The organism is Flavobacterium aestivum, from assembly GCF_026870175.2.
In the GTDB taxonomy this organism is placed as follows: domain Bacteria; phylum Bacteroidota; class Bacteroidia; order Flavobacteriales; family Flavobacteriaceae; genus Flavobacterium; species Flavobacterium aestivum.
The window spans coordinates 4,380,596-4,406,978 of record NZ_CP113977.2; the positions used below are offsets into that span (position 1 = coordinate 4,380,596).

At 30.6% G+C, this 26,383-nt stretch carries 25 protein-coding genes; 3 read left to right on the forward strand and 22 right to left on the reverse strand.

From position 1 onward, the window contains the following. Nucleotide 1: 1 nt before the first annotated feature. The 19 genes from OZP08_RS18730 to OZP08_RS18820 form a co-directional block, all read right to left on the reverse strand. Entirely contained in the window at nucleotides 2-790 is a 789-nt protein-coding gene (locus OZP08_RS18730; protein ID WP_268847571.1) for a hypothetical protein, read from the reverse strand. A gap of 54 nt (nucleotides 791-844) precedes the next feature. Further along, on the reverse strand, nucleotides 845-1,549 hold the full coding sequence (locus OZP08_RS18735) for a hypothetical protein (protein WP_281322567.1): 705 nt from the start codon (nucleotides 1,547-1,549) through the stop codon (nucleotides 845-847). Nucleotides 1,550-2,017: 468 nt separating this feature from the next. After that, nucleotides 2,018-2,434 (reverse strand): hypothetical protein, encoded by a 417-nt coding sequence (locus OZP08_RS18740; RefSeq protein WP_281322568.1) that lies wholly within the window; start codon nucleotides 2,432-2,434, stop codon nucleotides 2,018-2,020. Between the two features lie 63 nt (nucleotides 2,435-2,497). Next, nucleotides 2,498-2,887, reverse strand: a complete 390-nt coding sequence (locus OZP08_RS18745; protein ID WP_281322569.1) for a hypothetical protein — start codon at nucleotides 2,885-2,887, stop codon at nucleotides 2,498-2,500. A 116-nt stretch (nucleotides 2,888-3,003) separates the two neighbouring features. After that, nucleotides 3,004-3,399 carry a type VI secretion system tube protein TssD gene (gene tssD, locus OZP08_RS18750; RefSeq protein ID WP_268847574.1) on the reverse strand — a complete coding sequence of 132 codons (396 nt, stop codon included), beginning with the start codon at nucleotides 3,397-3,399 and terminating at the stop codon, nucleotides 3,004-3,006. A gap of 209 nt (nucleotides 3,400-3,608) precedes the next feature. Further along, complete coding sequence (locus OZP08_RS18755) at nucleotides 3,609-4,385, reverse strand: DUF5457 domain-containing protein (protein ID WP_281322570.1); 777 nt, start codon at nucleotides 4,383-4,385, stop codon at nucleotides 3,609-3,611. A gap of 9 nt (nucleotides 4,386-4,394) precedes the next feature. After that, nucleotides 4,395-6,719 (reverse strand): type VI secretion system protein TssR domain-containing protein, encoded by a 2,325-nt coding sequence (tssR, locus tag OZP08_RS18760; RefSeq protein ID WP_281322571.1) that lies wholly within the window; start codon nucleotides 6,717-6,719, stop codon nucleotides 4,395-4,397. A gap of 3 nt (nucleotides 6,720-6,722) precedes the next feature. After that, nucleotides 6,723-7,658 (reverse strand): PKD domain-containing protein, encoded by a 936-nt coding sequence (locus OZP08_RS18765; RefSeq protein ID WP_268847579.1) that lies wholly within the window; start codon nucleotides 7,656-7,658, stop codon nucleotides 6,723-6,725. After that, nucleotides 7,648-8,118, reverse strand: a complete 471-nt coding sequence (tssO, locus tag OZP08_RS18770; protein WP_281322572.1) for a type VI secretion system TssO — start codon at nucleotides 8,116-8,118, stop codon at nucleotides 7,648-7,650. The genes OZP08_RS18765 and tssO overlap by 11 nt, the downstream gene beginning before the upstream one ends. Nucleotides 8,119-8,128: 10 nt before the next feature. After that, complete coding sequence (locus tag OZP08_RS18775; protein ID WP_281322573.1) at nucleotides 8,129-8,620, reverse strand: hypothetical protein; 492 nt, start codon at nucleotides 8,618-8,620, stop codon at nucleotides 8,129-8,131. A 195-nt stretch (nucleotides 8,621-8,815) separates the two neighbouring features. Further along, a complete protein-coding gene (locus OZP08_RS18780; protein ID WP_281322574.1) occupies nucleotides 8,816-9,475 on the reverse strand; it encodes a hypothetical protein in 660 nt (219 codons plus the stop codon). A 194-nt stretch (nucleotides 9,476-9,669) separates the two neighbouring features. Next, nucleotides 9,670-10,335: a hypothetical protein gene (locus tag OZP08_RS18785; RefSeq protein ID WP_268847581.1), complete on the reverse strand. Its 666-nt coding sequence runs from the start codon at nucleotides 10,333-10,335 to the stop codon at nucleotides 9,670-9,672. After that, nucleotides 10,332-11,729: a type VI secretion system tube protein TssD gene (gene tssD / locus OZP08_RS18790; RefSeq protein ID WP_281322575.1), complete on the reverse strand. Its 1,398-nt coding sequence runs from the start codon at nucleotides 11,727-11,729 to the stop codon at nucleotides 10,332-10,334. Before tssD (OZP08_RS18790) ends, OZP08_RS18785 begins: the two co-directional genes overlap by 4 nt. 10 nt (nucleotides 11,730-11,739) lie before the next feature. Continuing rightward, entirely contained in the window at nucleotides 11,740-12,876 is a 1,137-nt protein-coding gene (locus OZP08_RS18795; RefSeq protein ID WP_281322576.1) for a hypothetical protein, read from the reverse strand. Between the two features lie 105 nt (nucleotides 12,877-12,981). Continuing rightward, nucleotides 12,982-13,869: a TssN family type VI secretion system protein gene (locus tag OZP08_RS18800; protein WP_281322577.1), complete on the reverse strand. Its 888-nt coding sequence runs from the start codon at nucleotides 13,867-13,869 to the stop codon at nucleotides 12,982-12,984. 35 nt (nucleotides 13,870-13,904) lie between these two features. After that, nucleotides 13,905-14,810 (reverse strand): hypothetical protein, encoded by a 906-nt coding sequence (locus tag OZP08_RS18805; RefSeq protein ID WP_281322578.1) that lies wholly within the window; start codon nucleotides 14,808-14,810, stop codon nucleotides 13,905-13,907. Between the two features lie 3 nt (nucleotides 14,811-14,813). Further along, nucleotides 14,814-17,246, reverse strand: coding sequence for an AAA family ATPase (locus OZP08_RS18810; RefSeq protein ID WP_281322579.1), 2,433 nt, complete (start codon nucleotides 17,244-17,246; stop codon nucleotides 14,814-14,816). Nucleotides 17,247-17,250: 4 nt separating this feature from the next. Continuing rightward, the gene (locus OZP08_RS18815; protein WP_281322580.1) at nucleotides 17,251-19,011 is read right to left on the reverse strand and encodes a hypothetical protein; all 1,761 of its coding nucleotides are present in this window, start codon (nucleotides 19,009-19,011) and stop codon (nucleotides 17,251-17,253) included. Between the two features lie 8 nt (nucleotides 19,012-19,019). Further along, the gene (locus OZP08_RS18820) at nucleotides 19,020-19,439 is read right to left on the reverse strand and encodes a GPW/gp25 family protein (RefSeq protein WP_281322581.1); all 420 of its coding nucleotides are present in this window, start codon (nucleotides 19,437-19,439) and stop codon (nucleotides 19,020-19,022) included. 159 nt (nucleotides 19,440-19,598) lie between these two features. Between OZP08_RS18820 and OZP08_RS18825 the strand changes: the two genes are divergently transcribed. From OZP08_RS18825 to OZP08_RS18835, 3 genes are all read left to right on the forward strand, one after another. Continuing rightward, on the forward strand, nucleotides 19,599-20,054 hold the full coding sequence (locus OZP08_RS18825; protein WP_349293462.1) for a hypothetical protein: 456 nt from the start codon (nucleotides 19,599-19,601) through the stop codon (nucleotides 20,052-20,054). A 2-nt stretch (nucleotides 20,055-20,056) separates the two neighbouring features. Further along, entirely contained in the window at nucleotides 20,057-21,424 is a 1,368-nt protein-coding gene (locus tag OZP08_RS18830; protein WP_268847592.1) for a DUF5458 family protein, read from the forward strand. 292 nt (nucleotides 21,425-21,716) lie between these two features. Further along, a complete protein-coding gene (locus OZP08_RS18835; protein WP_281322582.1) occupies nucleotides 21,717-22,409 on the forward strand; it encodes a carboxylesterase family protein in 693 nt (230 codons plus the stop codon). Nucleotides 22,410-22,416: 7 nt separating this feature from the next. Here the strand turns inward: OZP08_RS18835 and OZP08_RS18840 are convergent, their stop codons facing one another. From OZP08_RS18840 to OZP08_RS18850, 3 genes are all read right to left on the reverse strand, one after another. Next, nucleotides 22,417-23,841, reverse strand: a complete 1,425-nt coding sequence (locus OZP08_RS18840) for an alkaline phosphatase family protein (protein ID WP_281322583.1) — start codon at nucleotides 23,839-23,841, stop codon at nucleotides 22,417-22,419. A 119-nt stretch (nucleotides 23,842-23,960) separates the two neighbouring features. Then, nucleotides 23,961-25,217, reverse strand: a complete 1,257-nt coding sequence (gene eboE / locus OZP08_RS18845; RefSeq protein ID WP_281322584.1) for a metabolite traffic protein EboE — start codon at nucleotides 25,215-25,217, stop codon at nucleotides 23,961-23,963. Next, nucleotides 25,211-26,383: a 3-dehydroquinate synthase gene (locus OZP08_RS18850; protein WP_281322585.1), complete on the reverse strand. Its 1,173-nt coding sequence runs from the start codon at nucleotides 26,381-26,383 to the stop codon at nucleotides 25,211-25,213. The genes eboE and OZP08_RS18850 overlap by 7 nt, the downstream gene beginning before the upstream one ends.

Below are 26,383 nucleotides of genomic sequence, written 5' to 3' on the forward strand. Positions count from 1 at the left end.
TTTATTTAAGATCACTATATTTTGACAAATTAGTTTTCTCTATTTGATCAAAAATTTTCTTATATTTAGGATTAACATTTTCTAATTCTTCACTGAGTTTTTTATACATTTTGACTCCATTATGATTTGAATCTAAATCTCGAAGTGCTATATGATCATCATTTGCACTATATTTCTGTACTTTTTTCGCTTCATCTAAACCACCTCTCCTGAAACCTTGAATTATATCTTCTATCTCTCCAGCATTATGAACAAAAAGCTCGTGAGATATTGCCTCAATATCAGAATGATTTGTATAAATATTAATCATTAATTTACCATTTGATTCAGATAATTCAACAACTCCTTCACGATAAGCAAAACCTACTGCTCCTTCATATTTTTTATTGTCTTTGTCTAATTCGTATTGAACTATATTAAGTATGACATCAGAATATTTTCCATCTGTTCTTGCTTTATAACCATAAAACATATCGTTTTTTTTCATAAACAGTGATATATAATTTCTACCTGTAGCAGTTTTCATTATATCTCTCATTGTAAGACCAAGCTCTCTAGTAAAAATTCCTTTTCTAAATATAGGATCATGAGAGGGCTTTTTTAATGAAGTAACTAAATATGGGACAACGTCAAATGGATTATTAGCACGATATTGATTATTTCTTCTTTCCATCATTGCTGCTAAAACATTACTATTTTCCCATTGACCAGTTTCCCGATTGAATCTAGGACCTTTTACGCCTAATGAGCTTGCATTTTTATATTTCCCTGAAGATATTGATCTAAACATAATTAATCTTTTTTTAATTGTTTAAACTCAAAATTGCAAAGCAAACTATCTAAATCATTGACATTCATCTAGTTTTAATAATTGCATTTTAGGTTCATCTTGTAAATTATCTTTGTAAAACCACTTATTGTCTTTTTGTTCCAAATAATTTTGGATATCAGATGATGCAATTTTAGTTGATGTAAAATCAAAAGCACTTTCATCAATATTAAATTGCTTTAGCTCTACCCATTTTCCTTTGCATAAAGAATAAATTTTGCAACTATTCAAATTGCTGAAATCTAAATTATCTATTACAAAAGCCATTTCGTCTTTACCATCAAAATTAGTATCTCCGATATTTAATAAACAATAAAGCCCTTGTACAGTACCTAAGTGCAATGTGTCTTTATCTTTTTTATTAAAAGCAAGATATACATCTGAATCTTGCTTAGAGAACCATTTTATAATGTCTTCCCATTCATTTTTGGCAGGATCTGGAGATTTTTCAATTTCTCCTTTTCTTAATTTTGAAAAGTTATGTTGAAAAATGGTATCTCTTTTTCCATCACCATCAAAATCACCAACACAAAATAATTTTTCCAGTTTATGAAGGGTATTTTTATCATCTGTTTTTTTTGAAATATCTGTGGAGCTATTTAAACTAGCCTTCAAATTATTTAATTCCTTATCAGTCTTTGAGCAACTAAAGCACAATAACAGCACTATTAATTGGAATGCTTTCGTAAAAAATATCCTTGAAAAACTAAATAATCTCATTTAAAATAGCTGTAAATATTTGGCTTTGTCCAAAAAGAGTTATCATTTCAAAATTGAAGCTTGAAAAAATTAGAAAGGTCTTTTAGAACACTAACGATTAACATTCCGATCCTCTTAAAACAGTTAATTTTGATGTTAAAATTATTATGGTAAATCCAATCAGAAATATTCCAAAAAACTTACCGTAGTTTGTTTTATTTGAAGTTGAATTTTTAAGAAAAAAAATAATCCATACAATTAACAAGACAACAGTACCAAAAATCAAATAGTATAAATCTCCTAACCCATTTCCAAAACATAGATACCCATTTAAACAACTCACAATTATTGATATAATAAAGATTGAATAGGAATACAATAGAATATTAAATGCATTTCTCATTTTTAAAGTTTTTATAACTATCTGCGCAAAAACTCTTTGCCATTAACCCCATATCTATATAAATGCTAGCTACATTTCTATTAGTCTTATTTATCTAGTACCTTATTAAAGGTTATTTTACATTTTTTATTTTTTTCTTTATAATGATAATAGGATAAAATTATTTTTTTAGTGTTGCAACTCTCAATTTTATAATCTTCCCCATTCCAAACAAAAGTAGAATCGTTTTTTATACTCCAACTTCTTGGACCACTTTTCAAATCTCCATCATTATTGAACAAATCAAAACCTTTACCCTGATTTATAGGCTTACTTAAGTATTTGTCATAATCACCTTTTTTATTGAATCTAAAATAAACTCCATGACTTTGACAATCATTATCATAACTCCAATACTCGTTTTGTTTTGATATAAATATACTTTCTAGCTCTCTTTTTTTACTACAGGAAAAATTTAAAACAAGTAGCAATAATATTATTAGCTTACTTGTTGTTTTTTTCATATTTTATAGGGATAAATCTTATGTTTAAATCCATATCGACATAAATCTGAACTAGTATTTCTATTAGGGCTTTTTATCTATTACCTTATTAAAAGTTACTCTACATTTTTTGTTTTTTTCTTTATAATGATAATAGGATAAAATTATTTTTTTAGTATTGCAACTCTCAATTTTATAATCTTCTCCATTCCAAACAAAAGTAGAATCGTTTTTTATACTCCAACTTCTTGGGCCACTTATCAAATCACCGTCATTGTTGAATAATTCGAAACCATCGAAAATGTCACGATTGTATTTATCATAATCCCCTTTTTTATTGAACCTAAAATAAACTCCAAGACCCTGACAATCGTCTTTATAGCACCAATACTCATTTTGTTTTGATATAAAGATATTTTCTAGTTCATTTTTTTTACTACATGAAAAACTTAAAACAAGTAGCAATAATATCATTAGTTTACTCGTCGATTTTTTTTTATATTTTGGAGAAAAACATCTAATCATGACAAACATTAAAACATTATAAAAACAAAAAGCGGTTTGATACCGCTTCTTGTCATAGGGATAAATTATACTTTAGCCCAGTTGTTATCTAATGTTGCATTACCTAATGTAATTTTCTCTGCTGAGAAAGTGATCTCAGTAGTCATTGGAGTTTCAGCCAAAGCGTCTAATTGCTCACTGAAGAATACAATAAAAGCATTTTCAAAAGAAAGTTCTTTCATTACTTGCTCAGAATCAGCTTTGAAAAATTTTACTTTTCCGCTTACTGGTTTGTGTTGACTGTTTACTGCTTGCTCAATAACAGTAGTGTTGTCTGTAGATTTTACTCTTACGTTTAATCTACCTCCTTTAATTTCAGAAGAAACAGCTCCTTTACCATCTGTATGTCTTAACATATCAACTTTTGAAAATAATACTTGGTACTCGTTTCCTTCGAATTCTAAAATTGCTTTAAATGCCATGATAAAAATAATTAAATTGTTAAAAATTGTTTTTTTAGAATCCCCTTTAAGTTGTCTGACTAGTATTAACAAAAAAAAGAGGTATTCTAACTGATTTTAGAATACCTCTTTTTGTACTAACGTACTTTTTGATTTGCTTCTTGTAGGAAGATGAAGGTGATTCGCAATCAATCTTGTACGAATATACGACTATTATTTGAATCTCCAAATTAACTTATAACATTTTTTAAAAAAAATAATAAAATAAATCCTAAAAGAACTACTGCAATATGTAAGAATATAGTGTTTACTTGGGGTTGCAGGGAATTTATCTGACTATTTATAGCTAAGGTGGCTGTGGTATGAATTTCGTTTATTTTATTTACTTGCTTCTGTAATGAGTCAATTGTTCTGTTTAAATACAAAATGTTTTGGTGCTGATTAGAAAACAATCTCTTCACTTCTTTATCTGATAAGGCCTTTTTCTTCTTAATTACTCCTGTCTTTGGTTCTTTAAGCGTTACCTCACTAACATTTTCTATTTTATTATTATTGATTTCGAAGCTGCTATTCAACTTATTTACCAAAAAAAAGATAAAGACTATATAGGAGAGTAAAAAAGTTGGCAATATATACTGTATAAATATGTCCAGTGGTTTTGGCTTTACTGCATTATGAATATTGTTTATCGTGCTATAATTTGTAAAAAAAATAGGCTCTTGTTTTTTCTCTTGATTCAATCTTTCGCTTTTAAATTTTTCTTCTAAATCTATTAGCTCAAAACGATCTAAAGTATAAAGTCCTAAATTTTCGTTTAGTTTTTTATGGTGCACCATCCAATTGAGCACTTCCTCCATTTGGTATTCTGTAATACTAGGATCTTTTAATTTCCATAAAATTTCCTTTTTGGTCAGTTCACAAGGTTTGCCTTTACTTTCAAAATAAAATAATTCTAAAATTATTTCATGCAAAGGTTTTGCTATTTCTATTCTGCTGATAGTCTCCATAATCTTTGTTTATAGTAAAAGTTTTTTTGGTATGTAATAATATTTTGTTTGTGACTCATCATCAAAAACCTCAAAAGTGTTGTTGCGCTGCATTTTTTCTAAAACTTCCAGTTTTGTATTTAATGCTGTAAATAGCGTTCTGAACTCTTCTGGTTTTCTCTTAAACTTATCGATATCTCTAATTTTTGTTTGATGTAACCATGAACTATTTACAAATACCCTTGTCTTGAAATAAAGTAAATCCGCTAGAGAATTCCTGAATCTGATCTGATCTGTTTTTCTAATGCTCTTAACAATCTTTTCGCATTTGTCTTTAAAATTCGAAATCTCGGCTTTGTCAATATTCTCGTTTGTATACTCTTTGCTAATTAACTCTCTGTAGTTTTCTATTAGCTGCTTGATTTCATTCTCTGTCAACAAAAGATTTACTTTGTCATTTATGCTATTACCAACTGTATCTTTTGTATTTATTACATAGGTTTCGTTCTTATAGTTTTTTGGTATATTAGTGTCTGTACCATCTTTTTGAGAAAAATTTTGAATCAGATTGTTTATTTTCTTACTCGGTTGGCTTCTCAAAAAGCTAAACTCATTTTTATATTGTGTCAATGATTTTAATAATACATCGTTTGTTTTGATGGTCTTATTAATGATACTGTCTATAGCTTTGTTTATCGTTATTGGTGTTAGCTCCCCATTTAGTTTTGGGAACAAAATACCTCCGTTAAAATTACTTTTAAGAGGTGCATCGTAGATATAATTATTATCTGATTCTCCATTATAGATAAACTGATCGTTTTTTATAATCAGTTTTGGGTCTACATAATAGTTTTGGATAACTCTTTTATTGGCATTACTGGCTTCGTTCAGGTACATTTTGCTTTGCAGTATAAAGTCCTGATTTTCGGCTGTGTTTTCATTTTCAAATAGTATGAATAATAACTTTGCATTGTTTTTTGCCAATACATTGAAGCTATCCGGCAAGGTGCTATTTACAGTGCTATGTGAACCGGCCAATATAAAGAAGTTGTTTTCAAAACTGATATCCGAACTCCAATACTTACTTATATCACTAATATTGTTATATGAAATATTCTCTTTAGTTATCTCATCCGGTGTTTTGATGCTTTTTTCGATTAAATCAAACCATTTTGAAAAAGAAGGTGATTTTATCAAATAATAGCTTTTGGTGCTTCCCTTTGCAATGAACGAATAAGTAAAATTATAATTGGCATATTTCTCACTACTGATAGTTAGTTTTAGATTTTGCAATGCAGAAAGGGTCTTTTTTAAATGTTGTCTCGTTGAGTTATTGTTCTCAAAAACATAAAAAAAGTTAATGGTTTTGCTTTGTGTGGCAATTTGCTCAATTGTTTTTATCGAGATATCATCCCCTTTTAGATTCGTAATTTTGTTTTTATCATGATTCCAAACATTTATTGGCAACGAAATCTTATTTGAAACATCAAACCTGATTGGCTTACTGGATTGATTCTCATTTACAAACAAAGTATTTCTATATAACTCGTTGGCTTGAAATGTAATTTTTCCTGAAGGAAACTGAATCGTATCTGTTGGATTCAGTTTTATAACCATATTATCTTCTATCGGATTCAAATATTGCATAGGTACCCAACCATATTTAAGATTGGTTGTATCCTTTGGCATTATATCATCAAAATTGGATACAAAAGCTGATTTTGTGGTTTTATTTATTTTGTACACATACACAAAATCATTTAGCTTAATATTTTTTTTAGATATTGATTCCAGATTGGGATCTGTTTTTAATAAAAGTGTGCTTTTTTTGACATTTTTATCACTGGAAAACAAACTCTCTAATGTATTACATGCTATAAAATATTTTACATATTTTAGATTGGCTTGGTTTTGCATGGCTCTACTATATTCTATCACATTATCTTTTTTGATCCATCCCAAGTATTGTACTTCCTTGGCATTAGAAAAATGTGTGTTTTTATTTCTAAAAAAAGATAATGTCCCTTTGGGTTTGCCAAGCATTTTTTTGTCGGCTACCACAACTTCATAATAGTTTTTGTCTTCATTGATAACATACATTGGAGACAAAATATTTATTTTAGTTTTTATTTTTGAACCATAGGGCTCCTCATATATATAATTATCATTTCTGTCTGAGTAAACTAATTTAAGCTCCGTTTTTTCCCTTTCTTTTTGCTCCTCATTTTCATAAGTATTAATTGTCTTCTCTGTTTTTTCGATGACACTTGTACTATTATTTACCTGCGAAAAAACAGGGCTTGCTGCCAATAAGCCCATCAAAAATGTATATCTAAGTAAAATGCTAATTTTCATATATTACTTTGCTTTTTTAGTTTTTTGGGTAACATTTATTTGCTTAAAGCATTTAATGGTATCCAATTTTACTTCTTGAATGATTGTAGCATTTCCATCTAAATAATGTAGCCCCTGACAGTAACTTAAAAAATCGTTGTATTTTTCTTCGTTAACCACCACTACTACATCTGATAAATTATTACAGATGTACTTATTTTTTATGTAGTTAACCTGCTCCTTGTATGCTCTGGTATCACTCGCGCCCAGATTGGCTATGATCTGTAATCGTTTTTTTATATCATTTAATACTATTCCGGCCGAGTCTATTACTTCTGGTTCCTTGAATGGTTCATACAACGGAAAAATTTCTATTTCCTTGGTTATCGGGTATCTGGTTTTATCGGTTTCCAGTTTTATGGTATAAACACCCGGTTTGTTGAAAACATAAATGGCTTGTTTCTCATAAGAATCTATTGTTCCTGTTTCTCCAAATTCCCAATACCAATTATTAGAACTTGGGGAATATCCCGTAAATACTATCTCTTCGCCTACATAGCCAAAGTCTTCACAAAATATCTTTGGTATCGAGTCTTTTGCTGTCAGGGTTCTTCCGTTGACAATATTGATTTGTTTTGAAAAATCGAACTTATCGTTAATTTTCAATGTTATTAAATACTTACCTGCTCTTTTGTAGGTATAATTTACATTTCCTTTGCTTACTATTGAATCTCCATTACCAAAATACCAAACGGCTTTTTTATCTGATATTAAAGTACTGTCGTTTATTTTGAAAGACAACTTTTCATTTAATTCATACTGATGATTATCGTTTGTATCCTGTATTGAAAAATCAAGATTGCTTAATTTTTTATTAAAAGGAAATAGCAATGCCACTGCTACTAAAATTACCGTTATGCAGAGCAAAATGATAACTACTGTTTTGTTCTTAATGTTCATCTTTAAAATTTGCTTTACATTCGTTAAGGCTTCTCTGTATTAAGGTGTCGTTTTTTTGAACTGTACTTTCCTCTAGATTTATTTCTAGAAAAACGTTCAATAAATTCCCGCCTATTAGACAAAAATTATACGCCGAATGGAATTCGTTATCTTTATACAACTGCTTATACTCTGAGATGTTTCTTTTTACTTCGTCTATTCTCTGAACCTGGTTTATATCATACTTTATAGTATCGATGGTCTTAAAAATTAGTTTTGATTTATCACCATAATCAATTTTAACCTTCTGCATTTTTTCATAATCATTTATTCTATTGAGCATATCTGTATTATTAAAATTGGGTGTTTTTAATAAAAACTTTGCTACAACTATGTATATAATACAAAAGCTTATGACAAATAATAAATTGAACTTTAGCTTTTTCCAGTATGTTTCATCAAATTCTAATGCTTTTTTCATGCTTACGGGATTATTTTTTTTTATTTTCTAGATTGTGCTTATCGATACACTTTTCAAGCTGGACTTTGTTTATATTATAACTGGTTTCGGCCTCCTTTAAAACATCAATTTTTGTTTGTATTTGCTGAAGCTCAGCTAAAAATTCTTCGTATAAAACAAAAGAATTTGTCAAATCAGTCTTGGCTTTTCGAATTTCATTATTGATTGCAAATCTTTTTTCATTGATTAAGGATTGTAGATTTTTGCGTTCGTTTAGCGTCCTGTCTTTGAATCTCAAATCGTTAATTTCGACTAAGATTTCATCCAGAAGCAGGTTCATTTCTCCTTGTTTTACTGCAATATCATTGTAGTATTTGTGTTTTTGCTCTAGCTCTGCCACTCCTTTGTTTGCTGTTATTAATGTGATATACAGGCAACCAAATATAAAAATGCAGGTTATCGAAAAGATGCTGTAGAACTTGCGTTTCTCAGCTAATATTTTAGTATGATTAAGTGGTTTCATGGTTTTATTTTTTAGGATATTTTTCTGTTGCGAACGCTGTTTTAATTTTCTCCATTAATTTATTTTATTGATTGTTGTTTTTTATAATTGATTGATGGTGTTAAATTTCTTTGAACTCCCATTAGCTGTTTCCACTTTCGTTTCATAATAGAAATCTCCTGACTTCCAATAATCTTCATTTTCATATAAATTATTTTAATCTTTATCCAATAAATTCCTTATCGAATCAATATCTGTTCTTTTATATTTTGACAAATCAAAAGCTTTATCTCTGAATTTAATCGTTTTGTTATATTGATGCGAGCCCCAAGACTCTACGCTTATACTATCAACATAAAAATCTGATTCTTTAAATGAAATATAAGTTTTTGAAAAAAAACCATTATTACCATTATAATCTTTTGAAATAATAAAGCCATCATTTTTAATATTTACTTCCTCATAATAATTTGCTCCATTAATTCTTAGTGCGTTTTTATAAATTTTAAAGAGAGTACTCTTATTCTTTATAGTTTTTGATATAATTAGAAAAGGAAAATCCGATTCTGAATTTGCTGAATAACAATCATCATTACTGTTTTCATAATACGGCTTTAAAACTGCAATTGTATCTATTGTTTCATCATTATCGAAATTTATACTTAATACTTTGTCTCGATAATAGTTTGAGAATACCAGTCCGTATCTATCTTTATAACCTTGAGTTTGTCCTAAACAATTCTTGTCTAAAAAAATCCTTTCAGGTTTCTTAATAGTATCTTTTGGAAAACCTCCATTTTCTCTACTCCTTTTTACAATTTTATCACATGAAATAAAAAATATAGCCGCTAAAAAGATGTAACAAATAAATTTCATATTTCCCTCAATTTTATTTTTTTATGAAATCTTCATAAAAATGTACCCAATAATTTTTCTTTTAAATTTCACCTCCATAAGCTGCCATACTTTCCCATTTACAATCTCTTTTCCCTTATAAATAAGTTACATTTTCTTCTTTTTTTATTCTTTATTTTGAGATTTTCCAAATCAAGTATTAAGAAGTATTGTTTTTATTTTTTAATCTTATAAACAATTGAAGATGGACAATTCTTAAATGCCAACAAGTAATAATCTTTTGTAACATCTTTTATAAATAAATATTTTTCAGAATCATTGTATTGCATACATATATGTTTGTCTAAAAATGATTTAGGTATATCAATCAATGTTTTCTTTTTAGTGTTTACATCATATATAAAAAGTTCATAATCTTTGCCTTCATCTTCATATAAAATCAATTCATTTTTTAGGTCAAAATCGTGCGTTATTCCTGTCAGCTCTTCTTTACCTGTTGCTTTATCATATAACCAAAAATAAGAGTGACTAGTCCCTCCTCCGTTACCATGTAATACGAAATAGTCATGGAAATCAATTTCATGAAAATATCGCATATAATTTGCTATAAACGTATCAACTAATAAATATGTATTATCTTTTTTACCTTTTATTAATCTAAAATTTATTACCTCTTCATTGTTTTCTATTGCAGGAAAAATTATCAATTTATAGTTGTTTTTTAGATTAAAAGAATCTGTTTTAATTGTATCTCCACTTTTATCAATAAAAACAGTTTCTTTAGTTATCTGTACCGCTTTTTCCTTAAAATCAGTTTTTCCTATATGATTCTTGCAACTTATATGGCAGAGAAACAAAATCATTAAAATTTTATTTTTCATAAACGATTCATGAATGATTTCCAGTAATACCCCTTATTTTTTGGATTTTCTTTATAAGCCTTCCAAAATATATGTCTCCCTGCAACTACTGTAGCTTTATTGAGCGTCATTCCCTTATTGAATTTATTTGTACCTTCAGTTTCATAATAGTCTATGTTTTTTTCATCTTGTGATCCAGTCGGAAAATTCCAATCGGTATTCTGAGAAGGAAAAGGTTCAAAAACATAAAGTTCATTAGAAGTTGATGTTACTACTTTTTTTTCTTCAAAAGGTATGGTAGCTAAGGCTTCCGTTTTTGTTTTATCTTTATCATGATTAATACCCGTATGTCGATAAAGACGCAGTACTCCTTTACTGTCGGGTTTATATTCACAACTGTTTATAAATTTCACCCATAATTCTTTGGTAATACTTATTCCTCCATCCTTTGTTGCTTTATTATGATTTATTCCTTTATCTGCAAAATCAATACCATCCCATAATACAGCTCCTTCAGAGTAATCTTTTTTTCCTTGTAGAACGTGTATTAATCCCTTTCTTGCATTTTTGTCCTCCGTATTTTTTTTGGAATCATCCAATGCAGTTTTTGAAGATACTGATGAATAATCAGTTGCTAACAACTTTTTAGCAAACTTACTTTGTTCCCCCATTGCTAAATCAGATCCTTTCTCAAACTTAACGGCATTAAATGTAGCTTGAGTAGTTGCAGCTGCACTCTCAAATGTACTTGAATCTTCTGCTTTTATTACGCCAGCTATGTAGCAGAAATTTTCGTGTGTAATGTCCAACTTTTTAATATTTAAAAAAGTATCTTTCTCTTTACCTTTTCCTTCACAAACATATACATCTTCTACATTTCCAGAATTTGCATTGTTATTGACTTTGCCTTCAAAAATACCTTCTGTATTATAAAAGTGTCCATTTATATATACAACACGATCTTCTTCCTCTTTAGGTGTATAATAATTGGGTTCACTAGGCGGCAGCCAAGATACTTGCCAAGGTTTTATTAGTTCTTTGCCATAATCTTGAATTGCTGGAGAAATAGTCAATACCGTTTGCATGTTTCCTGTTCCAAACGCATAGAATGTTTCAGAAAATTGTATCAAATAGGCATCCCTAAATTTATATTTCCTTACTGGAGAATCTTCATCACCTTTATTATAAAAGTGTATTTCTCCTTTCTCCATCCTATCCGTTTCTTTCTCGACTTCCTTTGTCATATTATGAATAAAACAATCATCATCTTCCTGCGAAACAAAACTTACCGTAAGCATACCGCCATTTACGTCGCTGGTTATTGAGCCATCTCCGGCAGTAAATCTGTAATAATTTGTGTTTACCCAGAGTAACTCTCGTTCGATTCCTAAAATAAATAATTTAGCCGATCTCATAATTTCACCACTAATCTAGTATTGACCATGTACTGCTTCTTTGTGGTGCAGTTTTGGTTTCTTCACTAATTACAATGTTCTCTTTTCTAAGTCCTATGTATTCTAATTCGCTTAATTTTTGCCATAAGCGCTTTAAAACTCCAAGAAATTGATTTAGTTTTACAAGCGTTTGTGCTATATCATTATGGTCATAGACTGCATTTTTAGCATCAAACAATACTGCTAATAATTCTGATGGCTTAACATCAATCCATTCGTAATAATACTGTAACAGTACTTCTTTTTCTTTGTCATCCATAAGGGTTAAGGTAGAAAGAAGATGATTTGCCAAAACAATTATCTTGTCAAACATATACACCGGAGACTCTTCTGAAGCTATGTTTTTAAGATAGAAGCAGTGCTCTGCATAATAATCTATTATTTTAGTGCATAGACTAAATGTGTTCGCCACTAGTCTGTTATTTGCTGAGCTTTGCCCATTCTTTTTATGGATTTTTATTGAAAAATCATTTAACAGATATAACTCGTTATTTACTTTTGTAATAAACTGATTTAAAATTTCATTGTTTTTCGTTTTTACAACCGGAGTTATATATTTATCATCTGTAATGAAAGTCCCGTTTTGGAATGCTATTTTTCTGACTATCAAAAAGTAACCTTCCAAGAAATTATCGTTTACTTCTTTTTTGTTGATGATATGCAATTTTATTTCCGGTAGTGCATGCGGATGATGTAAAGGAATCATCTCCGGATCTGGAATTCCCACAGGTATTAACTCATAAGGATTTATAGAAACTATTACATAATAATCCTCAGTAGAGTTTCTATCTAAATCATTGGCATTAATGCTTACTTCCGGCAATTTTGAACCATAGATATCTTGGTTGAAGGAAATTATATGTCCATTTTTGGCGATTAATTCACATTTTTTCAAATAGGCCACTAATTGCCCTCCTTCTATTTTTATTTCAATATCAATTGATTTGTCATTTGCTGTTTGAATACAACCATAATTAAAATTGTTTAACTGAACTTTATTATAGTCACTTACTATTGTTATAAAGTTGAAATAATTATCGATAAAATGGTCTTTGGTTAGCTTTACACCATCTGTCCAGTTAATTGGTAAATGCTTGTTAGATTTCATAATTCTATATGTGTTTTTTTAAATGTCTTTATTAAATATTTTGATTTTTGTCCGTCAAAAAATTATTGTTCTGTTATCATTTTTTAAAATAGCATATGTTACCCATTACTCTAAAATTTGATTTTCTTCTCCTTTATTTAGGATAACCCTTTTAGCAAAAATGATTTGCTTATTTTTTAGCTTGCTTTCTGCAATAGTTTCATGTGGATTCAGCTTTCTTATAAATAGCGGAAAACTAAAATACTTTGCGGTATAAAAGATCCAGCCCGAATCTTCATTTTCTGCACTGGATTCTATGGCATCATTTGGAAATCTATAATTCTGGTCTTCAATAAACTTATCAAACCAATTCCCCAGATTTACTTCCTGGGCTATTTTTACGTCAAATTTTGAAAAGAATTCAGAATTGGCTTTTTTCTTTATGTTGATAGATACCTGCATTAAGCGGAACTTATCTATATTGTCCCAATAATCAATATCTTTTCGTTCTCTCCCTACTCTCCAATATTCATAAAATGGGTCTGGAATTTGTAAAAATTTCTTTTTTGATTCTATAAAAAAGATTCCTACAAATACCCATAGTATATTAAGCATACTTATATGGGCATAGCTTGATATTGCTATATAATTAAACACTAAATAGTATATCCAGGAGGATAGGATTGTCACAATTAAAAACAAAAATAGTTTTGCTGGTGCGCTATCCTGAACATTCATATTTTGAAATAAGGCGGTATCCATAAAATATATCAGTCCTATTCCGAGCATTAAATAGTAAAAAACAGAAAACAACAAGCCTAACCAAATAAACTCATTGTTGAAAAAAGCGAATAAACATGGTAATGCCGCTATAAGCGAAAAGCATAAAACAAATACTATGGCCGATTTTGTTTTGATTTTTATGCCGGAAAACTGACTCATTATAAAAGTTATAATCAGTATAAGTAGCGGTGCCAATAAGTATTTTAAAAAAAAGGGAAGCATTGTATTCATGGGGGTATGTTTTTTTCTTTATTGTCGTTTAAAAATTATAAAATGGTATTTATGCCTAAATAGTTTTCGTTTAGTTTTATCCCTAATTGATAGTTATTAAAAAAAACGATATCTATTTTTCTGTTACTAATGATAAAATACTCTAATACTTTACGAGTAAGTGCCATCTTGCGCTCTAAAATGGAGTAATCTATATTCCCTTCAAAATACAGACTAACCTCTACATCATCTATCTCACTTTCTACAGATCCGCAAAGTCCTAAATCAAAACCTAATACACCTTGGCTTAATTTTAAAAAAGGTGATGCTGTAAAAACATGTTTTTTATATTTTAGTTTTACCTCATTACCCAATAGCATTTCTAAAACTTTTTCCAGCTCCGGAAGGTTTTCTTTTAGCTTTTCTGACTCACACAGATAAATAAATAAGTTCTTTTTTTGGAGTTCAGTCAAATCAAATTCAATGGCGATTAACTCATCTACTATATTTAGAAACAAGTCAATTTTATCATTAAATAGGTGAAGACTTCTTATTGAGGCATCTGTATTTGCAAAAAAGATTTCGTTATCAAATGGCATGAAGAAATCCAAAGCATCATTTTCTGCCTCTTTGTTTTCTTTTACAGCCTCTACAATCTCTTTGTTAGACATTGTTGGATTACTGACTGATAAGGGATGAAAAAGTAATTCCGGCAAATTATGATAGATACTATTTTTTGCCAGATGCAAAACAAGTGCTTCCTTAGTAAGTCTTGAACCTTCCTGATACAACATTGTAGAGATATCAATAGCATCTCTGGAGTTATTTCTTTTTGAAAGCCCTTTGTGTCTAACAAAAACTTCGGTTTCACCTTTTAGAACATTTTGCAATTCATAAAAAAGAATCTCTGCTCTTAAATTGAAATTAAGCTGTTGTTTTAAAACTGCTATATCTTGTTCCATAACTTATTTCTTTTCCCAGATAAATTCATCCTCTTTTATATCTAAAACTATTGTTTCGTTTTCAAGGATGGCTTCTGATATAATTAGTTTTGAAATTGTTTTCTTGAGATACGTTCTTACTGTTCCAGCAATAGGTCTTGCACCATATTTTTTAGAGAATCCTTTATTGGTTAGATATTCTAAAGCACTATCTGATAAATCAAAAGAAATATTTTTGATGCTCTTTAATTGTTCCTGCAAGCGACTAAGGTGTAATTTAAAGATAGCTTTTGCTATTTCTATATTAATTGGGGCAAATGGTACAACTTCTGTCAAACGTCCTAAAAACTCAGGTCTGAAATGCTGACTCATAATATCAATTAATTGATTTGAAGTAGGTAAATGACCGCTTTCTATTTGTTCCTGAATCCATTGACTACCTATGTTAGAGGTAAAAATGATAATTGCATTAGAAAAATCTCCTTCGCGTCCTAATTTGTCGTGAACCTTACCTTCGTCCATAATTTGTAAAAACACATCATAAACAGAGGCGTGTGCTTTTTCGATTTCGTCAAAAAGTACAACTGAATAAGGCTTTTGTCTGATTTTATTCACCAGCATACCTCCTTCTTCATAACCTACATATCCTGGAGGCGCTCCATATAATAAAGCGGCTGAATGTTCTTCTTTAAACTCTGACATGTCAAATCGGATCATGGCATTTTCATCGTCAAACAACAATTCGGCCAATGATTTTGTTAATTCTGTTTTTCCGGTTCCTGTTGGACCTAAGAAAAAGAATGATCCTATAGGCTGTTTAGGATTGCTCAAACCACTTCGAGATTCAATAATTGCTTCCGAAAGCGTTTTTATGGCATGTGACTGTCCTTTTACTCTTTCTTGTAATTTATCCTCTATGGTTAGCAGCTTTTCTTTTTCTCCAGCGCTTATTTTTCCCAATGGTATACCGGTTGCATTAGAGACAACTGCTAAAATCTCAGATTTTGTAACGGTTGTAATTTTTTCTTTTGCAATAGTTTCTATATCAGCTGACAGCTTTTCTATATCCTCATAAGTAACTACCTCTTTTTTGGAGTTTTTAACGTTTTCAACTGCATTAACTTTACTGGTTACTACACAGCTTATTCGGTTATATATTTCCTTTTTCAGCAAACTTATTTTTGACTCATTATCTGGCTCACATTCTTTTATTTGCTCTTTTATCTTTACAATTTCAACTAGTGAATTTGCATTAGAAACAATTACTGAAGAAGCTGTTCTGTCTAATAAATCGATTGCTCCATAAGGCAGCTTTTTTTCTTTATAAAATCGCTTAGACAAATGGATAGCTTCTTGTATAACCTCGCTACTGATAGCTATTTTATAATGCTTTTCCAGTTTGTTTTTATAAACTTCCAGACATTCTAGCAATAATGAATAATCTAATTCTTCTATGAAGATATCTTCAAACTTTCCATTTATGGTGGTTCCCTCTATTGATTTTCTATAAGAATCTGAATCAATTGAAGCTATAATATTGATCGTACCCTCCGTTAATTGTGTATTTATAATATTGATTACGGCATTCGATTTTGAGCTTGATGAGTTTAACAATACCTGTATGTCATCAATAAAAAGTATGCTTTTTCCGTTTTTGGCTACTTTTTCAAAAATTTCGATTAGTTTCTTAGAAATTTCATTTTCGCTGGCACAATTTGCCACCAGTTTGGATACATTCAATGACAGCACAAGTGTCTCCTCAAAGAAATTAGGATCTGTTTCGTGTAAATAATAAATAAGATTTTTTATGATACTGGTTTTTCCAACACCGGACTCTCCTATCAATAAAATACCGTGATTCTCATATCGCTCTATATTTTCCAGAATCAGTCTTACTTCCTTATTTCTGCCAATAATATAGCTGCCTTCCTCAATATTATTCTTTTTATATAATGGATCGCAATAATTTATATCTATAGTTTCCTCACTATCAGACTCATCTGCCAGACTAAAACTTTTTTGGGTATTTCGCAATCCAAAATGTTTTAGAAGCTCTTTATCACTTAGATTTAATCCATCTATTTGTTTGTCACTATACACCAATCCTGGTTTTATAATGGCTATAAAAACACAAAACGCATCGATATAATCTGCTCCTAATCTGATTTTATTGAAATTTGATTCTGAAAAAACATGCTCAACCTCATTATCAGCTGTTATGCTATTATCATTGTTTTGAGACGAAGTATATACTTCTTTTCTCACATCAAACCACTCTTTTATATATTCTATGTCTTTTGACAATGTTCTTAATACTTCTACCAATCCCGTTGGCTCAAATAATAATGCATAAGCCAAATGTGCAACACCATAAGTGCTATGCCCATCCTGTATTGCTAATGACTTAGCAGATTTAATTGCAGATAATAAGCTTGGACTATAATCTAATTCATTCATAAGTTTAGTTTATTGTAATTTGAAATGGGATGTTCATAACGGATTGTTTTTCTAATGTTTCTTTTAGAAACAATCCTATTTTTTGCTTATTTTCTATCTGTAAAGCATATTTTTCTTGTAAAATGACCTCTATGTCAATGGTTCTGAATACGCCTTTTTTTCTTTGGTCGCTAATACCTACTCCATCTTTTATTACTATCTCTTCTGTAATATCTCTTAAATGATATTGTACGGCTGATTTTATATCTTGTTTGGTTACCAATCGCTCTCTGGATAAAAAACCATATCTAAGATTGATTAGTTTCTCGACTTTATTATTTCTATAAATTCCTCCAACTGAACTGGTTTCAAAAACGGTAGAATCCGGAGCTAATTCCGATAAAACGGTTTGTTTTAAAATTGTCCCGCTTTTTAAATTATTTGCAGCTTGCCCATTTGAAGTCCAATAAGAGCAATATAGAATTTTAGATTTATCGGTTTCATGAATCAAAGCATACACTTCTTCTTCATCATTTACCTGACTATAACTGCTATTAATTTTGTTTTCTATTGAATTGATTTCTTCATTGATTTTAGTCATCGTGGCATCAATATAATCTGCATTGATATTCGAAAAAATACTAATGTCTTCTCTTAACGCACGAGCTAATTTTTTAAGGAAAAATTTAGCATTACGGGAATCATAATTTTCTAAACCTCCGTAAAAAAGGGTAAATGTATTTGAAGTAAGATGATTGGGCTGTTTTATACCATTGATAAATTCAATATTCTTTTCGTTAAAAATCTTCATCACATCAAGAAAATGAGTATTTCTTTCGGCTTTCATAGGAAAGAGACGTCCTTCAATCTTAGCATTATGAACCCTATGATTTAATTTTCTATTGACAATTGGAAACGTATTTATTTTTATTTGAATTTTATCCAATTCTTCTTTAGAAAAGATTTCAGGAAACACAAATTCTAACCAAATCAATCCAGAATTTAACTTGCTGGATTTTAGCACTTCTTTATCTATTTGAAACTTATCTAAAATGGTTTCATAGACTAGATTTTCTGTATCTAGTTTTAATTTATAAATAAAATTTTTATAGAATGCTTTTACCGTTTCTGTATAATGCTTGTTATCTCGAACTTTATCGAAAGTTTCATTTTCTATTTCAAGAATATTTCCAGCGGTATCCTTTACAGTTACAAATTTTAAAAAGGCATCCAATGATGAATTTTCGGTTATAAATGTAAATTTTAAGGAATTTAGTATTTCCAGATTTTCTTTCGAAATATCCAATCCAACCCATATACGATGATCTAAGATCTTGTTTTTTAGAGGCAAATTCGAGACATTCTTTAAAGAGTCAATCAAAAAGGAGTCATACATTTGGAAACTAACCTCACCCTCAATAATGTTTTCGTTTGCAAAAGGAGTAAAATGAATATCATAATTAATATTATTCATCATGCTCGATTTTACGACAAACTCAGTATCATCATTTAGAATAACAACACCGTTAGTAGAGGTTGTACTGGCTAAGGCATGAGCAGGCATTGGCAAATTCCATTGACTTGGTACAATTTCCTGAGCTATACGCTCGATAATTTTATTATCAGATTCTACTCCTTCATGATGCAAATAATAAAGTTCATGTACAAATATCTCTAACAGCATCATCACCAAAGGATCTGCCATATTGATATCATCTATTCCCCAAATTTCTAAGCATTTTTTTTGTATCCTGTTTTTTATTTCGATAAACTTGGCGTCTTTCATATCTTATATTATTGAGAAATTGGGCTTATATTTAATTTTGTATGAAAATTAAAAGGAACTGAACTATCTACGATAGAGCCTTTTACGATTATGTTGGCTTTTCTCCTGATGCTTGATCTTAACTCTTTATCATCGATCTCATCTAAAGAAATGGTAACTTCACTAAGAACTAGCCTTTTTTCAAATTCGGTAATGGATTCGAATAATGATTTCCGAACCAAATCTTCCCAATCTCTTTTCTTGATATGTTGATTAAATTCTAAATCCCAAATGATAGTTCCATACTGAGGTGTCTCTGGAATTTCTCCAAAAGAAGTTGTAACTATCATCATAATATTATACGCTATCGATTCTTCTATCTTACAAAAATTCTCTTGAGAACCTCTTAGTAAAGATTTGAAATTAACCGGATATTTTAGATATTTCATTTTTAAATAATGGTAAATTGTTTTTTAACAAAATCGGGGCCACTAGTTTTTTTTTTACAAACCAGTACAAAAATCGAAATAAAAAACTTACTAATCAACTTAAATTACAAGTATTTTTTTTATTAATTTGCACTATGTAACTAAAAATCTTATAAAATTATGAGCATGTTCAATTATGGTATTGGTGGCAATGAGGTAAAAGTTGATGCTAGTGAATCAATTTTGGAAATTCCTTCTAACAGAACACTATTAATCCAAAAACTTACAAACGAGCAACCTGTCGGCCCCGAGGCAGTTTATGATTTACAAACGGTAGAAGCCGTTTTTGACAAATTCAAACCTAGTGTAGATTTTGAATTTACTACTGAGGATGGTTCCGATTTGAATGAATCGATGGTATTTAAAAATTTAGGCGATTTTGGAGCAAAATCTATCAAAGAAAACAGCCCTTTTTTGAATAAATTAAATACAGAGAAAGAGCAAGCTTATAAAATTGTGCGTCAACTCTCAAGCAATAGAGGTTTAATCAAAGCTATTCAAGATCCTGCTGTTAAGGATGCTATCATCGAATTACTTGAAAACGCTAAAAATGAAATCAATAACAACAAACAATAAATATGGCAACTCAAACTAAAGAACAAAAAGTTCAAGGTTCTTCAATCGAACAATTGCTACAAGAATCTCCAAGTAGCAAAATAAATTTATTAAACGAATACGGAGGTTTTGCCTTTTTAGAAAACGTTATTGACGGATTATCTAACTTAAACCCTACAAGAAAAGCAAGAAAAAATATTTTTCTTAACGATGCTCAATGGGAAGGTGAAAGAACAAATCTTACCAATAAAATTGATTTATGGTTGGATTTACTAAAAGGAAATGGTTCTGTTGAATCAATGATTGAAGTGGCTAATGCAAAAGCTACATCTACAGATTTAACATTAAACAAGAACTTAAAATACGCTTTGAATGTTTCTAGAGAATTAGAAACTTCATATAGAAGTGTTGCTTTATTCTATAAGAATACTGAAAGTGATAAAATCAAAAATGTAACTATCTTAAATGCAGATTTATCTCAATTGAAAGATTTAGATAATACTTTGTTTTTTGATTATGTTTCAAATGAGTTGAAACAAAATTTTGATAGATTAGATTTAAGAAAAAATTATTCTATTCTTTCTGTACCAGGGTATTTAGGTTCTAATGCCGTTTTAGACAAATGGTCTAAGATAGCTCATGAAAACAAAGCTGTTTTATTGACTGACTTCCAAGATCTTGAAACACCAGATGACGTTATAGATATTTTCTTTAACGCTAATCATACAGGAGGAGATGTACATAAATCTAATACCATCATGACTTGTAACTATTTATTAGGAAGAAGTAAATATGATGAAGTAGGAGAAGAAGACAACTTATATGTACCACCATCAACTTCATTAGCTGGTAAAATATACAAAACTTTAATGTCTCAAGTTGTTGCGGGTAAAAAGTTTGGAGGTCTAAATGAAGTAGAAAGTGTTCGTTTTGATTTGAAGAAAAGCGAAATTTCTGAACTTGAAAAAATGGGGCTTGTACCAATGGTAAATGAGTACAGTAAAATCATGGCTTTCTCTGCTAAAACATTATTTAATGGAGATAACTTAGGTTTACAAACGTATTCAGTAGTTAGGGTATTTGACCACATTACAAAAGTACTTTTCGATTTCTTAAACAGAAGAGCTTTCGAAAACTGGACTACAAGAACTGAAGCTGACTTAAGAAGTCAAATCATTAAGTTTTTAGATGGAATTAAAGGTCCAACTAATCTTATTGAGAAGTTTACAGTAATGAAAATTGAGCAAGACAAGACTCAAAAGGATAGAATTTTATTAGATATCCATATCACACCTTATTTCCCTGCTAAAAGTTTCGTAATTCAATTAGACGGACATAAAGGAGATGGTCCAGAAGAGGCTGTATGGCATAGTGATTACAAACAAGTTTAATAAATCACACCATTTATTTTATACCCCAAAAATGTTTAATACCATTTTTGGGGTATTTTTTTATGCAAATTTTCAGAGCAAAATCATTAGAAAAAATGTTTGCTAAATCATGCATAAAATACTCATTATAAAAAGATAGCGCTTATAAAAAACATAGTTCTTAACGCTTTTTAAACTAAAAAACTCCATTTTAATAACTAAAATTTTTCACGCTTTGTACATAAAAAATTAGGCATCATCGATTATAAAAACTTAATTTGCGAACCCAAATCAAAAAAATACCCCCAAATTAATGCGTTTTTATATTCTATTTTACCTACTTATCCTTTGCACAATTCCAACTGCACAAGCACAATTAAAAGCCATCACAGACCAAACCGATTACCCTTTCTGGATTAATCTTCCTAATCAGGATGTATTAGATAAAAAAGCACCAGTTATTCTATTTTTACACGGAAAAAGCTTATCCGGCACTAATTTGAACCGGGTAAAACGCTACGGTGTAATCCGAGCAATCGAAAGAGGAAAAGAAATACCTGCCATTGTAATTGCTCCGCAAGTGTCTTCAGGACCTTGGAATCCGGATAAACTTTTAAAACTTTTAGAATACGTACAAAGCAACTACAATACCGATTTATCTAGGGTATACGTATGCGGAATGAGTTTAGGAGGATATGGTACTTTTGATTTCGCTGGTAAATATCCCGATAAAATTACTGCAGCAGTAGCTATTTGCGGAGGCGGAAATCCAAAAGAAGCTTGTAATCTAGCAACAGTTCCATTATGGGTTATTCATGGAAACAAAGACTTTATTGTCCCAATTTCAGAATCCAAAAAAATGGTCAAAGCCATTCAGACTTGTAAACCAGATGCCAACCTCACTTTTACTATTGTTAAAGGTGGTAATCATGGTAGTGTAGAAAATTATTTTAGAGAAGATAAAATCTATAACTGGATGCTGAATCAATGTAAATTCATTCCATAAAATACTATCAAATAGTATCACTCATTTTTGAAAGCTGTTCCTCTTTTACTAATTCACTTTTGTGATTTTTAAAAACAGTATTCAATATGTACTGACATACTAAGTTGCTTTCTATTTTGTCTGCTATAGCTGCTTTACCTATAAATACAGGTTTATCTCCATCGCTTTTTGGGATGCATCCATGGGAACCACTGACCAATGTAGCATCTAATGGAATAACATTCATAAGGGTACGAAATCCTAGCTTTTTTCTAATTAATTTTAGCACAATGCGTGGTAAAATAAACTTCTTTTTAGGATCTAAAAACAGCTCTACAGGGTCATAACCCGGTTTTTTATGAATTTCTACAGTACGGGCAAAATCAGGTGCTTTGCTATCATCTAACCAATAATAATAGGTAAACCAGCTATCTTGTTCTGATACAAGAACAAGATCACCTGCTCGTTTGTGATTAAGATTATACTCTTTTTTTCCTTCATCATCCAACACCATTGCTACTCCAGGCACTTTTTCCAGCAATTTTTTGAGTTCAGAAAGATCACTCTTTTCTTTTACATATACATGAGCTACCTGATGATCTGCTAATGCAAAAGCTTTACACTCTCCTGTATCTAATAATTCTAACCCTCGTTCTTCTCTAATCTGTAAATAGCCGTGAATACGAAGAAATCTATTGATGTGGATTGGATTAGTAGATTTAGTAATCCCATATTCAGATAAAACAATAGGTTGCACTCCTTTACTTTCAAAATACTCAATCAAATTTTTACAGACTTGATCAATAGCTTTTACTTCTGCATCGATTTTTGATGATCCGGGCTCAAATTTTTGACAACAATAATCCAAATGAGGTAAATAAATTAAGTTGAGCGTGGGATTATGCCATTCATAAACCAACTTTGATGCCTCTGCAATCCATTGACTGGAAAGAATGGTTGTTTTTGGTCCCCAAAAATCAAAAAGCGGAAATACACCAAGTTTGTCCTGTAAGCGATCACGCAACTCAGCAGGTTTTGAATATGAATCCGGCTTTTTTTGTCCGTCAGCCCAATACTGTGGACGAGGAGTAACTGTAAAATCAGCATCTGAATACATGTTATACCACCAAAATAAATTGGCACAAGTAAAAGTTGGATCAATCTTTTTTGCTAAATCCCATATTCTTGGAGATTGTATCAGCTTATTTGATTGCTTCCACATCTTTACTTCGGCATCCTCTCTATCATACCAACCGTTACCTACAATACCATGCTCAGAAGGCCATTTACCTGTTAAGTAAGTTGTTTGGGCTGAACAGGTAAGAGCCGGTAATACAGGCTCAATAATACTTAAATGTCCGTTTTTTTTAAGCCATTGATGCAAAAATAAATCTGGATTTTGAAGTAAAGTAGTTGTAAGTCCTACTACATTAATGACGGCTGTTTGTTGCATGGTTTTAATATTGTTGTGTACTTTTAAAGTATCAATTCAGATAATTATTAAATCATAAATAGTTTTTGAGAACAATTTAATTGAGAGTACTTTTACATAGTCTCGACATTTTTATTTTTTTATCCCCTATTCCCTATGGCTGAATAACTATTTTTTTTAAATGTTTCGTTGGCTATTGTATTCATAACCCACTCTAATTCTCTTTCTATAGATTCTACCAAATCCGTTTGCAAATGAGAAGGTAATACCTGCCATGTATAGGTTTCTATTTCCAAATGTTTGGTAAACTCTTTTTTACACCAACTTTCCAGAACACTAATAATTTCATTTTGGGTAGACTGCAATAGTTGGAAATCTTCAACAAATATTGGAACGTGAAAATGCGTACGAAGCTCCTCGAAGTCAATACAATTCATAGCCTCTATACCTTTACCTAAATCATCAAATTTCAGCAACTCCCCACCAATTGTTTTTATTACCACCTGATGCAGATAGGTAGGCTCATCAAAAATGCGCAAATGCTGTTGTTGATCAGCAATTGAGACTGTATCCGAAGCTTTGCATTTAAGGGCTGCACTAATTTGTAATTTTCCAATCTTCAAGCCATGTTTTTCCATTTTTTGCAATACCTCTTCACTTTTTTCAAAGCCAACTGCAAAATGACAAACATCGTAACAAAGTTGTATATGAGTGCGCATGTATTCTTGTGCCTGCGAATTACTGCACATAAGAGTAGAAGCTAACAATGAAGCTCCTTCTTGAAGCAAATACTCCTCAAAGAAAGCGATATATTCATCGCTATTTTCAATTACTCCATCAGGCTCCGGTTCAATATTCAAATGCATTTTTTTACCCCTAGTCTCGTGGAATTTCACTAACTGAGCAACTAAATATACAAGCTTTTTTGTTGCGGTTTGTTTCACTTGATTAAGCTCTTCCTCTGTTCTATGCCAATGTTTATACGAAAGCGGAGAAGTTGAAATACCACCTTCCATGTCAGATGGCAAGAGTTCACATAGAATCGTAAAAAGTAACTGGGTATAACTCAATCTCTCGTTACTTGTCCAGTCTGGTAAATGGACTTTATCTTTTACAGCTTCATCATGAAAATTGCCATACGGAAATCCATTTATAGTAAATACATACATCTCATTTTGCAGGAGCCAAACTTTAAACATCAATAAGTTACCATCTTGCAATAGTTCGGTGGCAGCTTGATGCGAAAGACGCAAACCTATACCAAAAGGCTCATAAGGGGATACTTTTTTTTTGATAGGGACACAATAGTCCACTATATTTTTAAAAACAGCCTCCCATGATTCACCAGCATGAATATTGGTGCAATAACTTAAATGACCATTTTGACTAATTAGCATATTGCGGTATTTAAATGGTGAAACGAAGTAATATGTTGAATTGAATCAGCTATTTGTGTGTTATCGAGAAAATGCACTTCTTCACCTTTGCCAATCTCTCTTAATAACATAATAGTAAGTTGTCCTCCCAGATGTTCCCTAAATTCATCCAAACCTTTTATAACCTCATCTAGTTTTATAGTAAGCATAGGATGAGTTATAGAAAACCCTAATGCGATAAAACAGTTTAAAACTCGATTTAAACTATACTCATCAATTTTTTTTGATAAAAAAGAATATGTAACATCAAGTGCTATACCAATTGCTACTGCCTCTCCGTGTGTAACTTCATAATTAGTGAGTTGCTCCAATTTATGTGCAGCCCAATGTCCGAAATCTAACGGACGAGATGAACCCTTTTCGAAAGGATCTCCTTCTTTAGAAATATGATGGGTATGTAAGGCTGCGCAACGAATGATTAGCTCTTCCATAATCTCAGTATCTCTATTATTGAGTAATTGAGTATTACTTTCTATCCAATCAAAAAAGGCAACATCTTTGATAAGCGCTACTTTTATAGCTTCAGAAATACCCGATCTCCAATCGCGCTGACTAAGTGTTTTTAAAAAATCAGAATCGTTGAGTACTGCATAAGGAGGTGCGAATGTTCCCAGGAAATTTTTCTTTCCAAAATAATTCATGCTGTTTTTAACCCCAACCCCTGAGTCATTTTGTGACAAAACCGTTGTTGGTATCCTAATTAAACGTACACCTCGATGGGCTATAGCTGCCGCATATCCTACAGCATCGAGTACCGCTCCGCCACCAATGGCTATAAGAAACGAATGTCTGTCTATTTTGTTATTGTTGATTAGTTCTAAAACCTCTTCAATATGATTTGGATTATTCTTAACTACTTCCCCTCCTTCTACTACAAGAAAATTAGTCTCAGTAACTATAAATTGATGATATTCAAAATAACTAATAATGTTTGTGACCAATTGGTCTGTACAATCTACAACCCCTTTATCAATTACAATTGCTACTTTGGGTTGCTGAAAAAAAGGTTCCTTTTTAATCACCTCTATAAGTGATGTATTGCTAACATCAAATATGGAACGACTAAAAATAATATCATAATTAAATGAGACTTGAAAATTTTGTTGAAGTATGTGTTGGTGTTTCAT